This window comes from Streptomyces sp. NPDC048506 (assembly GCF_040651315.1).
In the GTDB taxonomy this organism is placed as follows: Bacteria; Actinomycetota; Actinomycetes; order Streptomycetales; family Streptomycetaceae; genus Streptomyces.
This window is the reverse complement of the sequence record NZ_JBEZIX010000022.1, coordinates 126,912-137,836: the sequence shown is the minus strand read 5'-3', so window position 1 is coordinate 137,836 and position 10,925 is coordinate 126,912. Positions and strand designations below refer to the sequence as shown.

General features: G+C 71.4%; 7 protein-coding genes. 2 read left to right on the top strand and 5 right to left on the bottom strand.

Going from position 1 to position 10,925, the window contains the following annotated elements:
• Positions 1–339 precede the first annotated feature (339 nt).
• Positions 340–1,347 carry a stage II sporulation protein M gene (locus AB0C96_RS19835; protein WP_362918956.1) on the bottom strand — a complete coding sequence of 336 codons (1,008 nt, stop codon included), beginning with the start codon at positions 1,345–1,347 and terminating at the stop codon, positions 340–342.
• Between the two features lie 119 nt (positions 1,348–1,466).
• On the opposite strand from AB0C96_RS19835, the gene AB0C96_RS19830 reads away from it, so the two are divergent.
• A complete protein-coding gene (locus AB0C96_RS19830; RefSeq protein WP_362918955.1) occupies positions 1,467–2,573 on the top strand; it encodes an RDD family protein in 1,107 nt (368 codons plus the stop codon).
• A 33-nt stretch (positions 2,574–2,606) separates the two neighbouring features.
• Here the strand turns inward: AB0C96_RS19830 and AB0C96_RS19825 are convergent, their stop codons facing one another.
• Together AB0C96_RS19825 and ahcY are read right to left on the bottom strand one after the other, a co-directional pair.
• Positions 2,607–3,221 carry a hypothetical protein gene (locus tag AB0C96_RS19825; RefSeq protein WP_362918954.1) on the bottom strand — a complete coding sequence of 205 codons (615 nt, stop codon included), beginning with the start codon at positions 3,219–3,221 and terminating at the stop codon, positions 2,607–2,609.
• A gap of 193 nt (positions 3,222–3,414) precedes the next feature.
• Positions 3,415–4,872 (bottom strand): adenosylhomocysteinase, encoded by a 1,458-nt coding sequence (ahcY, locus tag AB0C96_RS19820; protein WP_362918953.1) that lies wholly within the window; start codon positions 4,870–4,872, stop codon positions 3,415–3,417.
• Between the two features lie 606 nt (positions 4,873–5,478).
• On the opposite strand from ahcY, the gene AB0C96_RS19815 reads away from it, so the two are divergent.
• On the top strand, positions 5,479–7,722 hold the full coding sequence (locus AB0C96_RS19815) for a fructose-specific PTS transporter subunit EIIC (protein ID WP_362918952.1): 2,244 nt from the start codon (positions 5,479–5,481) through the stop codon (positions 7,720–7,722).
• 688 nt (positions 7,723–8,410) lie between these two features.
• Here AB0C96_RS19815 and AB0C96_RS19810 read toward each other — a convergent pair.
• Together AB0C96_RS19810 and manA are read right to left on the bottom strand one after the other, a co-directional pair.
• Positions 8,411–9,370, bottom strand: coding sequence for a cation diffusion facilitator family transporter (locus AB0C96_RS19810; RefSeq protein WP_362918951.1), 960 nt, complete (start codon positions 9,368–9,370; stop codon positions 8,411–8,413).
• 300 nt (positions 9,371–9,670) lie between these two features.
• On the bottom strand, positions 9,671–10,900 hold the full coding sequence (gene manA, locus AB0C96_RS19805) for a mannose-6-phosphate isomerase, class I (protein WP_362918950.1): 1,230 nt from the start codon (positions 10,898–10,900) through the stop codon (positions 9,671–9,673).
• Positions 10,901–10,925 lie beyond the last annotated feature (25 nt).

Genomic DNA, 10,925 nt, shown 5'->3' with positions numbered 1-10,925 from the left:
CGGTTCGCTTTCGCTTTTCGGCCTTTCCGACTCTATCAGAACTTGTTCGTTCCGTTGCCGGTCCGAATTCGTTTCCGAATCCCCGTCGGAGGGGGCTGCCTTTTGGCTTTTCCGACTTTATCAGAAGGAGTTCGACCGAATTAATCGGCCGGGGCTTCCGGTAAGTGGTCGGTTGCGCTTCGCCGAATAAATTCCGGCCGAAGCGGAGACAGAGACTAGCCGTCGCGGATGAACTTGTCTAGTTCGTTGCAACCGTTCGAATCTACCTCCCCCTGCCGTCCGTGTCAACGGACTTCTGGGGCGAGGAGAGATTAGCAGGTCAGCGGGGTGCTGCGCACATCAGGCGGCGGTCGGAAGGGTCGCGTCGCGGTCGGTGGTTTCGACGTCGCCGGTCGCTCCGGCACGAACGGCTCGACCACCCAGGACGTGGACGTACAGAAGGAACGCCAGCTCGGCGGCGATTCCGATACCGATACGGGCCCAGGTGGGAAGGCCGGAGGGGGTGACGAAGGCTTCGAGGGCGCCGGAGACGAAGAGGACCACGGCGAGGCCGATGGCGACTCCGAGGGCGGCGCGGCCTTCCTCCGCCAGAGCGGTACGACGGGTGCGCGGTCCCGGGTCGATGAGGGTCCAGCCCAGGCGGAGGCCGATGCCGGCGGCGACGAAGACGGCGGTCAGTTCGAGGAGGCCGTGCGGAAGGATCAGCCCCAGGAAGGTGTCGAGGCGGCCGGCCGAGGACATCAGGCCGATGCCCACACCCAGGTTGAGCATGTTCTGGAGCAGGATCCACAGGACGGGGAGGCCGACGAAGGCGCCGAGGACCAGGCACAGGGCAACCGCTTGCGCGTTGTTCGTCCAGACCTGGGCGGCGAAGGACGCGGCGGGGTGGCTGGAGTAGTAGGTCTCGTACTCGCCTCCGGGGCGGGTCATGGCGCGGAGCTCCGCCGGGGCGCCGATGGCGGCCTGGACCTCGGGGTGAGCGGCTATCCACCAGCCGATGAGGGCGGCGACCGCGAGGGAGAGGATCGCGGTGGGGATCCACCAGTGGCGCAGGCGGTAGACCGCGGCCGGGAAGGCCGTGGTGAAGAAGCGGGCGGTGTCGCGCCAGGAGGCCTTGCGGGCGCCAGTGACGGTGCTCCGGGCGCGGGCCACGAGAGAGGTCAGGCGGCCGGTCAGCGCGGGGTCGGGGGCGCTGGAGAGGAGCAGGGAGAGGTGCGTGGTGGTGCGTTGGTAGAGGGCGACGAGTTCGTCGGCTTCGGCTCCGGTGAGGCGGCGCTTGCGGTGCAGGAGCGTTTCGAGACGGTCCCATTCGGCGCCGTGTGCCGTGATGAAGACATCGAGGTCCATACGGGGTCGCTCCTCGCAGCGCCGTGGGTGGGGCCGGACCCGGTCAGCTTGGCAGACTGGCCGGGTCCGGCGTGGCGCGGGCAGGGCGTGGGCAACGAGGGAGAGGGAGTGGGCGCGGCGTGAGTGAGCTGGTCACGGGTGAAGCGGTGGTACTGGGGCTGCGGCCGGCCAGGTTGCCGAGCCGGGGACTGGCGGTGGCGGTGGACGTGGCCGTGGGCTGGAGCGTCTACATCGCGGTGTCGATGCTGCTGTTGGGCGCGACGTCCTCGTTGGACAGCGCGGCGGTGGCGGCCGTGTCGGTGGCGGCGTTCGTGCTGGTGCAGGTCGGGATACCGATCGTGGTCGAGACGCTGAGCCATGGCCGGTCGTTGGGGAAGGTCATCTGCGGGCTGCGGGTCGTGCGGGAGGACGGCGGGCCGATCCGGTTCCGGCATGCGTTGGTGCGCGGGGCGCTGGGGGCCATCGAGATCGTGATGACGATGGGGGTGGTGGCGGCCATCGCGTCGTTGGTCTCGGCGCGGGGGCGTCGGGTGGGGGACGTGTTCGCCGGGACGCTGGTCATTCGGGAGCGGATGCCGGCGACCCAGGTGGGGATGGCGCTGCCGCCTCCGCCTCCTTGGCTGGCGGCAGAGCTCGGGGCGCTGGATCTGTCGAGGGTGCCCGATGGGTGGTGGCTGACCGTGCGGCAGTACCTGACGCGGGTGCAGCAGCTGGATCCGGAGGTCGGTGTGGCCATGGCGGGGCGGCTGGTGGAGGACCTGCGCGGGTTCACGGGTGCGCCGGTGCCGGCGGGGGTGCATCCGACGGCGTATCTGGCGGCGGTGGTCGGGGAGCGGCAGGCGAGGGAGTCCCGGCGGGCGTTCGGGGGGCCGGGAGGGGCCGGGGCGGCGCCGGTGGGCCCCGGGGTGGGCCCCGCGGTGGCGGCGTCGGGCGTGAGCGGGGCTGTGGGCGTGGCCGGGGTCGTCGGGGACCCGGGGGCGTCGGGGCGCGGCGGTGCGGTGTCCGGGGCGGATTCGGCGGGGGCCTGGGCGTCGCCCGGGGACGGGGGCGTCGGGGCGGCTTCGGGGGCTGGTTCCGGGGCAGTGTCGGGCCGTGAGGGCCGAGCCGGAGGCGGGGTGCAGCCCGTGGCGCCCGGCGAGGCGTCGGTCACCGGTGGTGGGGACGGTTCCGGTGGCGCGGCCGGGCAGGGGCGGCCGCCGCGTACCGGGTTTGCGCCGCCGGTGTGAGGAGCGGGCCGCACAGGGGGCGTCGGTCGGCGGTCAGCTGAACGTCGACGGTGGCGAATCGAGGGATTCGAGTTCGATGCCGGGTGCGGCAAGGACCACGTCACCGGCGATGTGGACGGTGTGCTGCTCGCCGGTTTCGAGGTCGTTGACCTGGTATTCGTCCGCGACGAGGGGGGCGTTGTCAGTGGCGTGTGGTGTGCTTTTGATCAGGGCCCAGGACTGGTCGAGGGTGCGGGGCGCGAGGACGGGGGGTGTGAAGGCGACGAGGCGGGTGCGGACGGCGCCGGCGCCGAGGGCGGGGCGCAGCAGGCGGGCGGTGGCGATGAGGAAGGCGGGGGAAGCGCCGGTGAAGGCGTGTGCGGGGACGTTGCCTTCGGTGGCGTGTTCGCCGGTCGGGTCGGTGCGGACCCAGGTGACGCCGTCCAGGGCTGCGCCGCGGACCTGCCAGGCGGAGGCGTGGAGTTCGAGGCGGATGGGGCGGCCGAGGTCGTCGAGGGTGAGGTCGACGGAGCCGGTGTGGTCGCCGGAGGGGTTGATGATCTGGGAGACGTAGCGCCAGCCGGAGGGGCCGGTGGCGCAGTGGAAGTGCTCTTCACCGAGGGGGGTGTGATCGTGCGGATCGTGGAGCGAGTAGTGACCGCGGGGCATGGGGTGTGCAGTCCTTTGGGCGACGACCGTCGGGGCGGCCTGTCGGTGGGCCGGGGGCGGTGTGGGTGTACGGGGTTTGGGTCCTTACGGGCCAGGCCCCCGCCATGGGTGGCGAGGGCCTGGAGGTCACCGACTGCTGTGGGTGCGTTCCGGCGGGCCGGTGGAGTCGGTCGGCCGGTGGACGCGGGGTGGCTCAGTAGCGGTAGTGGTCGGGCTTGTAGGGGCCCTCGACCTGGACGCCGATGTAGGCGGCCTGGTCCGGACGGAGTTCGGTGAGCTTGACGCCGAGGGCGTCGAGGTGGAGGCGGGCGACCTTCTCGTCGAGGTGCTTGGGGAGCACGTAGACGTCGGTCGGGTACTCCTCCGGCTTGGTGAACAGCTCGATCTGGGCCAGCGTCTGGTCCGCGAAGGAGTTGGACATCACGAAGGACGGGTGGCCGGTGGCGTTGCCCAGGTTGAGCAGGCGGCCCTCGGACAGCACGATCAGGACCTTGCCGTCCGGGTGGGTCCAGGTGTGGACCTGCGGCTTGACCTCGTCCTTGACGATGCCGGGGAGCTTGGCCAGGCCGGCCATGTCGATCTCGTTGTCGAAGTGGCCGATGTTGCCGACGATCGCCTGGTGCTTCATCCGCGCCATGTCGGACGCCAGGATGATGTCCTTGTTGCCCGTGGTGGTGACGAAGATGTCGGCGGTCTCGACGACCTCGTCGAGGGTGGTGACCTGGTAGCCGTCCATGGCGGCCTGCAGGGCGCAGATCGGGTCGATCTCGGTGATGATGACGCGGGCGCCCTGGCCGCGCAGGGACTCGGCGCAGCCCTTGCCGACGTCGCCGTAGCCGCAGACCACGGCGGTCTTGCCGCCGATCAGGACGTCGGTGGCGCGGTTGATGCCGTCGATGAGGGAGTGGCGGCAGCCGTACTTGTTGTCGAACTTCGACTTCGTCACGGCGTCGTTCACGTTGATCGCCGGGAAGAGGAGGTCGCCGTCGCGCTGCATCTCGTACAGGCGGTGGACGCCGGTGGTGGTCTCCTCGGTCACGCCGCGGATCTCGGAGGCCAGCTTGGTCCACTTCTCCGGGTTCTCGGCAAGGGTCCGGGTGAGGAGTTCGAGGATGGCGCGGTGCTCGTCGCTCTCGGCGGTGTCGACCGAGGGGACCTTGCCGGCCTTCTCGTACTCGACGCCCTTGTGGACGAGGAGAGTGGCGTCACCGCCGTCGTCCAGGATCATGTTCGGGCCGCCGGTCGGCGAGTTCGGCCAGGTCAGGGCCTGCTCGGTGCACCACCAGTACTCGTCGAGGGTCTCGCCCTTCCAGGCGAAGACCGGGACGCCCTGGGGGTTGTCCGGGGTGCCGTGGGGGCCGACGGCGATGGCCGCGGCGGCGTGGTCCTGGGTGGAGAAGATGTTGCAGGAGGCCCAGCGGACCTCGGCGCCGAGGGCGACCAGGGTCTCGATCAGGACGGCGGTCTGCACGGTCATGTGCAGGGAGCCGGTGACGCGGGCGCCGGCCAGCGGCTGGGCGGCGGCGTACTCCTTGCGGATCGCCATCAGGCCGGGCATCTCGTGCTCGGCGAGGGTGATCTCCTTGCGGCCGAAGGCGGCGAGGGACAGGTCGGCGACCTTGAAGTCCTGGCCGGTGGCTGCTGTCGTCATGCGTGCTGCTCCTCGGGAGTCGAGGTGGATGGGCTGGCAGTCTGCGGCGCGGGCTGGGGACACCAGCGTGAGCTGGTAGGGGGAGCGTACGCGGAGGCGGACACACCTCTCCCCTGGCCGCAGCGCAATCCGTCGGAGGCCCTCTCTCCCTCGGCCGGTCCGCGGGGCGGGCCGACCGACCGCCATCAGCAGCGACGTCTGGCACTGGTCACGAATCTACACCGATCGGCGCAGCGAACCCCAGTCAGGATGGTCCGATTCCGTGCGGTCCCGGCCACGGCGGGGTGGGCGGAGGGCCCGTGGATGTCGGGGTTCGGTGGGTTGTGGGTGGGTGTCGGTGAGGTCGTGGATGGGGGGCGGTGGGTCCGTGGATGGGGGGGGCGGTGGGTCCGTATGGCGTGCGGTGGGTCCGTATGGGGTGCGGTGGGTCCGTATGGGGTGCGGTGGGTCGTGGCCGGGTGTCGGTGGTTCGTGGCCTGGTGCCAGGTTGATGCAGGTGATGGCGTCAGAGGGCTTTGCTCATGCGGGGTCGTCATGGAGGATGCCTGGAGCTCGGGGGCACCGGGACGTCTGCTGTGCCACCCGCACGTTCGTGAGGAGAACCACGTGACCACCAGTCCAGCCGAATCGCCCAAGGGCGCGGGGAGGGGCGGGCAGGGGCTGAAGCTGCTCGCAGTGACCGCCTGCCCGACCGGTATCGCCCACACGTACATGGCCGCGGAGAAGCTTGCCCAGGCCGCCGCGTCGCTCGGTCATGAGATGAAGGTGGAGACACAGGGCTCCATCGGGGCCGAGAACGTACTGTCTGACAACGATGTCAGGGACGCGGACGGGATCATCATCGCCGCGGACAAGGACGTCGACCGGAGCCGGTTCGTCGGCAAGAGGGTGCTGGCGGTTGGGGTCGCCGAGGGCATCCACCGTCCGGAACAGCTGATCGAGCGGGTGCAGAGCGCGCCGGTGTACTCGGGCGCGCCGGGCAGCGGCGGTGCCAGCGGCGCCGGCGTCGGCAGTGGCGGTCACGGTGGCGGTGGCGGTGGCGGCAAGGAGCGCAGCGTCGTCTACAAAGCGTTGATGAACGGCGTCAGCTACATGATCCCGTTCGTGGTGGTCGGCGGTCTGCTGATCGCGATCTCGCTCGCGCTGGGCGGGCATCCGCAGGCGGACGGTGGCCTGGTCATCCCCGAGGGCTCGTTCTGGAAGCACGTCAATGACATCGGTGTCATCGGCTTCACGCTGATGGTGCCGATCCTGTCCGGCTATATCGCGTACGCCATCGGCGACCGGCCGGCGCTGGTACCGGGCATGATCGGCGGCTGGATAGCCAACACGGGCGCGCTGTACGACTCCAAGGCGGGCGCGGGCTTCATCGGCGCGATCGTCACCGGCTTCCTGGCCGGCTATCTCGTGCAGTGGATCAAGAAGGTCGGCGTTCCCCGGTTCGTCCGGCCGATCATGCCGATCATCGTGATTCCGATCGTGGCGACGACGGCGCTGGGGCTGTTCTTCATCTACATCATCGGCCGGCCCATCTCGTGGGTGTTCACGCACCTCACCAGCTGGCTCGGCGGGATGACGGGGTCCAGCGCGATCCTGCTCGGCGCGATCCTCGGCCTGATGATCGCGTTCGACATGGGCGGTCCGGTGAACAAGACCGCGTTCCTGTTCGGCGCGGGGCTGATCGCGTCCGGAAACCAGACGGTGATGGGCATGTGTGCCGCGGCGATCCCGGTGATGCCGCTGGGGCAGGGGCTGGCCACGCTGATCCGCAAGCGCCTGTACTCCGAGCAGGAGCGGGAGACGGGCATGGCGGCGCTGTTCATGGGGCTCTTCGGGATCTCGGAGGGCGCCATCCCGTTCGCCGCGGCGCGGCCCGCGCAGGTCATTCCGGCGAACATGCTCGGTGGTGCGGTGGCCGGTGCCGTCGCGGGGATGGCCGGGGTGACGGATGCGGTGCCGCACGGCGGTCCGATCGTGGCGGTGCTGGGTGCGGTCGGCGGGGTGCCGACGTTCTTCATCGCCGTGGTGATCGGCACAGTGGTCACGGCGCTGACGACGGTGACACTGGTGGACGTCGTGGAGCGGCGCAAGGGCGGGGTGGCTGCGGCGACTCCGGCCGTGGCTGGCGCGGGTGCGGCTGCTCCGGGGGTGGCGGAGCCGGTGGTGGCGGAGCCGGTGGTGGCCCGGGTCGGTGCTGGGGCCGGGGTCGGGGCCGGGGCCGATGCGGCGGTGGGCGTGGATGCGGGTACGGCTGCGGACGTCGCGCCCGCTTCGTCGTCCGTTGACGGCCCGGTCGACGGCGGGGCGCTTGAGGGCGGTGCGGCCGAGGACGGCGGCGGAGAGGCCGGCGACGGGGCAGAGGCCGGGGACGGTGGAGAGGCCGTGTCCGTCGCCGAGGTGCTCTCCGGCTACCTCACGGAGCGGACCGTCGAAACGCAGCTCACCGCCGGCGACAAGGAGGCGGCGATCCGCGAGATGGCCGAGCTGGCCGCCGGCGGCGGGACGATCGTGGACCTGGACGAGTTGGTCCGGGTGGCGCTGGTGCGGGAAGCGCAGGGCACCACCGGGCTGGGCGAGGAGATCGCCATCCCGCACGCCAAGACGGATGCGGTGACCGCTCCGGTCGTCGCCTTCGCACGGTCCGCGGACGGCATCGACTGGGGCTCGTTGGACGGCACGCTCGCCAAGCTGGTCTTCATGATCGCGGTGCCGGAAGCGGCGGCCGGGGACGAGCACCTGCGCATCCTGGCGCTGTTGTCGCGGAAGCTGATGGACGCGGAATTCCGGGCCCGGCTTCAGGACGCGGCGGACAAGGCGGCGGTGCTGCGCGTCCTGGGTGAGATCCAGTAGGGATCCAGTAGGGCTTGGGCGAACAGATCCCGTAGGGGATGGCGGCGCCCCCTGCGGGGCCACAACGTGGCGGGGCCGGGGTGGTATTCCCCGGGCTCGCCACGAGTTCGTGGCTATGAGTTCGTGGCCACGGGCTCGTGGCTCGGCACGGGCTCGTGGCCCAATTGGCGCTCGTGCCCCGCATAGGGACTCGTGCCCCATCCAGTGCTCATGGCCACACCAGGTGCTCATGGCCACACCGGGTGCTCATGGCCCAACAGGTGCTCATGGCGCACCAGATGAACGGTCGCGCCTCGTCACTGGCGGCGGCATCGGCGGTGGCGTCGGCGGTGGTGGCGTTGGTGATGGAGCAGCGTGGCCGGCGGGACGGCGACATCGACGGGCCGAGGGACCGTGACGTCGACGGGCCATGGGAGGCAGCGTCGGCGGGCCGACGAGCGTGGTGTCGGCGGGCCGACGGGCGTGGTGTCGGCGGGCCGACGGGCGTGGTGTCGGCGGGCCGACGGGCGTGGTGTCGGCGGGCCGAGGGACGGTGTGCTGGTTGTGTGCCGGGGGGCGTGGCGTGGTCGTCGTGCGGTGAGGCGTGCGGTGAGGCCCCCGCACTCGTCGGGGAGTGCGGGGGCCTCGGGTGCGTGGGGTGGGTCAGGCGTGGGTGCTCAAGTGTGGGGTGGGTCAGGCGTGGGGTGGGTCAGTGGCCGCCGGGGGTCTTCGACGGGTCGGCGCCCGCGGCGGCCGCGGCCTCGTCGTAGATGTCCGGCTCCAGGTAGATGACCCGGGCGATCGGCACGGCCTCGCGGATGCGGGCCTCGGCGGCGTTGATGGCGTTCGCGATCTGGGTGGCGGTGTCGTCGTGCTGCACCGCGATCTTGGCGGCGACCAGCAGCTCCTCCGGGCCGAGGTGGAGGGTGCGCATGTGGATGACGCGGGTGACGACATCGCCGTCGACGACCGCCTCGCGGATCTTGGCGACCTGCTCGGGGCCGGCCGCCTCACCCAGCAGCAGCGACTTGGTCTCGGCGGCCAGGACCAGGGCGATCACCACCAGCAGGGTGCCGATGCACATGGTGCCGATGCCGTCCCAGACGCCGTTGCCGGTGGCGAGGGTCAGGCCGACGCCGCCCAGCGCGAGGACCAGACCGACCAGCGCGCCGAAGTCCTCCAGCAGGACGACCGGCAGCTCGGGGGCCTTGGCGCGGCGGACGAACTGGGTCCAGGTCTGCTTGCCGCGCAGCTCGTTGGACTCCTTGATGGCCGTGCGGAAGGAGAATCCCTCGGCGATGATCGCGAAGACCAGGACACCGATCGGCCAGTACCAGTCCTCCAGCGGGTGCGGGTTGTGGATCTTCTCGTAGCCCTCGTAGAGGGCGAAGACGCCGCCGATGGTGAACAGGACGATGGAGACCAGGAAGCCGTAGATGTAGCGCTCGCGGCCGTAGCCGAAGGGGTGCTCGGCGGTCGCCGCGCGCTGGGACTTCTTGCCGCCGAGCAGCAGCAGGCCCTGGTTGCCGGAGTCCGCGATGGAGTGCACGCCTTCGGCCAGCATCGAGGACGAGCCGCTGAAGGCGAAGGCCACGAACTTCGCTACGGCGATCGCCACGTTGGCGCCCAGCGCCGCAACGATCGCCTTTGTCCCGCCTGATGCGCTCATAGGTGCCGCATGTCCCTTCCGTCGTCCGGGCTTTACCGCCGCTTTAATGCTGTGCGGCGGTCATTGTTGCAGCCCGACGCCGGACGGACGCCAGGAGGCCACCTGCCGGACGTCCGCCCCAGCATCCGCCGACCCGACTTCCGTGGCTCGGCTTCCGCCGCCCCGGCATCCGCCGTGCCCGTGTCCCGTGCCCGTGTCCCGTGCCCGTGGCCGCGCCCGTGTGCCGGCGGCGCTCCGCCGCGCAAGTGCGCTCCCCCACGCCGGTGTGCTCCGACGCACCGGCGTGCTCCGACGCGCCCCCTACGCGACGACGGTCGCGCGGAAGAGGGTGCCGGCTCCGGAGAGGGTGAGCTGTTCCCCGGCCCGGACGAACGCGGACTCGCCGGGGGCCAGGGTCAGCTCGGTCTGCCCGGCGCCTTCCCGGTCCTGCTCGGGGGCGTCCTCCGCGCTCCGCAGCCGGACGGTGCCGGCGGTGCACAGCAGGACCTGCGGCGTGCGGGAGACCAGGGCGCGCGGGGCGCCGCCCGGGGCCAGGACGAAGCGGGAGAGCCGGAACTCGTCGATGGGGGTGTCGTAGACCTCCTCGCCGGCGACGTCCTCAGGGCGCAGCACGCCGGCGTCGCCGGCCTCGAAGCGGACCACCCGCAGCAGTTCGGGGACGTCCACGTGCTTGGGGGTCAGGCCGCAGCGCAGCACGTTGTCGGAGTTGGCCATCAGCTCGACGCCGAGGCCGCTCAGGTAGGCGTGCGGGATGCCGGCGCCGAGGAACAGGGCCTCGCCGGGCTGGAGCCGGACGTGGTTGAGCAGCATGGCGGAGAGGACGCCGGGGTCGCCGGGGAAGTGGTGGGCGAGGCCGGCGCAGGCGGCGTAGACGTCGGCGTACGGTCCGCCCTTGGCGGCGAGCTGGTCGGCGGCGACGGCGGTGCGTTCGACGGTGCCGGCGATGGCGTGGGGCTCGGCGCCGAGTACGGCGGTGAGCACCTCGCGCAGGGCGGCCTCCTCGGGGCTGGCGCGCAGGATGTCGACGTAGGGCGTGAGGTCGTCGACGCCCAGGCCTTCGAGGAGGTCCGCGGTCTGTGCCGGGTGGCGGAAGCCGCACAGGCCGTCGAAGGGGGTGAGCGCGACGATCAGCTCGGGCTTGTGGTTGGCGTCCTTGTAGTTGCGGTGGGGGGCGTCGATCGGGACGCCGCGGCGTTCTTCGTCGGCGAAGCCCTCCCGGGCCTGGGTCAGGTCGGGGTGGACCTGGAGGGAGAGCGGCGAGCCGGCGGCGAGCAGTTTGAGCAGGAAGGGCAGCCGGGGGCCGAAGGCGCGGACCGCGTCGGGGCCGAGCTCGGTCTCGGGGTCGGCGTCGATCACCTCGGCCAGGGAGACGGGGCCCGTGCCGCGGTCGATGCGGGAGGGGGCTCCGGGGTGGGCGCCCATCCACATCTCGGCTTGCGGTTCACCGGTCGGCGCGGTGCCGAGGAGCTCCGGTATGGCGGTGGTGGAGCCCCAGGCGTAGGGGCGCACGGTGTTGGCGAGGCGGTCCATCGGGAAACTGCTTCCTGCTGGTGTG

Coding starts and splice junctions, on each gene's coding strand:
- AB0C96_RS19835 (WP_362918956.1), bottom strand. CDS start 1,347: ATGGACCTCGATGTCTTCATCACGGCACACGGCGCCGAATGGGACCGT.
- AB0C96_RS19810 (WP_362918951.1), bottom strand. CDS start 9,370: ATGAGCGCATCAGGCGGGACAAAGGCGATCGTTGCGGCGCTGGGCGCC.
- ahcY (WP_362918953.1), bottom strand. CDS start 4,872: ATGACGACAGCAGCCACCGGCCAGGACTTCAAGGTCGCCGACCTGTCC.
- manA (WP_362918950.1), bottom strand. CDS start 10,900: ATGGACCGCCTCGCCAACACCGTGCGCCCCTACGCCTGGGGCTCCACC.
- AB0C96_RS19825 (WP_362918954.1), bottom strand. CDS start 3,221: ATGCCCCGCGGTCACTACTCGCTCCACGATCCGCACGATCACACCCCC.